Source organism: Halobacillus sp. BAB-2008 (assembly GCF_000328325.1).
Classification (GTDB): Bacteria; Bacillota; Bacilli; order Bacillales; family Halobacillaceae; genus Halobacillus.
In genome coordinates this window covers 1-1,435 of sequence record NZ_ANPF01000126.1, presented here as the reverse complement: position 1 = coordinate 1,435, position 1,435 = coordinate 1, and the positions used below count along the sequence as shown (strand labels likewise).

Genomic DNA, 1,435 nt, shown 5'->3' with positions numbered 1-1,435 from the left:
AAAAAACAATATACCAAAAGCTCGTTTCCATAACTTATTTAGCATTACCATAAAAACATTCACAACATTCATCCCATTTATTTAAGATTATTCAAATCAAGACGATCTCCATCCTGCAAGTTTAAAAAATCCTCTCTTAATCATACCTATTTCTTTTAACCTTCTCCTGGTGCGTAATGACTTATGTCTCCCCGAATCTGGTTGTCATTTTGGCTCTTCCTGCGCAATGTACATCACAAATCGGCCTGTTACCCTCGTGAATATCCAATTCTATATTAATATCCTCATCACTTATTTCTATCTACAGTTGGTTCAGTAGCATAAAGTACCCCCCTGATATAATTAAATTACCACATTCTAGTTGAGAGCAATGCTCTCGACTTTTTAGTACACCCATCAGGAGGATAACCATGTGCTCTTGTATCTTCCTTAAGAAACGCATCGAGAGAAAAAGGCAAAAAATGTACAATGCTTATCTAAATAAAGCTGATTATGATTATGTCGTTAGTATCTCCCAAGAACTAGATAACATTTTGACCCTATATCAAAGGCATTCAATAAAAAAAGGATTAGTAGTTGGGGAGTATTCTCTTATTTTTAGGGATAAAGGGCAAATGAATGTTTATTTAATTGACCTTATGGAAATACTGGTTGAAGTTGGCTCACCAACACCTATTAAATGCTTTGACTGCAATTAAACCTTTGTGGTGAGTCCCCCTCTAATAATCGCTAGAGCAACATTGCTCTGGCTTTTTTTATGCTGGAGCCACAGGTTCTCCTAATACAGTAAATTGAATCATTATGCCCGCACCTTCGTAATCATTTTATTTTGTTCAACTAATTCGACAAAAGGGTGTTTAATATCCGAAAGAGAATAAGATAGCATTTAAAATATAAAGTCATAACCTATGGAGGGAAAATATGCCATACAACCAATTAAGCGATGAAAAAATCATTGGATTGTACCATTTTATAGTGGATGAAGTTTCATGCGGAACACTATCCCCCCTAATGCTTAACGAAGCAGAAACCCTTAAATTTGTTGCTAAAAAACGAGGAATTTTTATCATAAGTAGCAAAGAGAAAATTTCAGACACACACTACGTTGATTTCATAAAAGAGTGATCCTCATTGGATCACTCTTTTGTGATTTATTGATTTTCTTTGGAATATTAGCCTTTATATTAATGACGGTATGCTCCAAGGAAAATAGCTTAGCTTCTGAATGTCACGACCATCCGGTGACTTAAAAACTCCTTGACGATACAGGTAATTCTTCAAATCCTCTTTTCGATCTCCCACTTCCCTTGCTCTTCGTTTTTCTGGTGAGGATAATTTCCTATAAGTTAACCTTCTTTGGTATTTCTTGTAGATTATATAGTAAAAGGTTATCTCTGTTGGTAAAATATATTAAGAAATATTGATTGATAGGGGA

The 1,435-nt window shown here is 34.7% G+C and carries 2 protein-coding genes; both read left to right on the top strand.

All coding sequences use genetic code 11. The features are described from left to right. Nucleotides 1-410 precede the first annotated feature (410 nt). On the top strand, nucleotides 411-698 hold the full coding sequence (locus D479_RS19585) for an aspartyl-phosphate phosphatase Spo0E family protein (protein WP_008640611.1): 288 nt from the start codon (nucleotides 411-413) through the stop codon (nucleotides 696-698). 223 nt (nucleotides 699-921) lie between these two features. Continuing rightward, nucleotides 922-1,125: a hypothetical protein gene (locus D479_RS19580; protein ID WP_008640610.1), complete on the top strand. Its 204-nt coding sequence runs from the start codon at nucleotides 922-924 to the stop codon at nucleotides 1,123-1,125. Nucleotides 1,126-1,435: the final 310 nt, after the last annotated feature.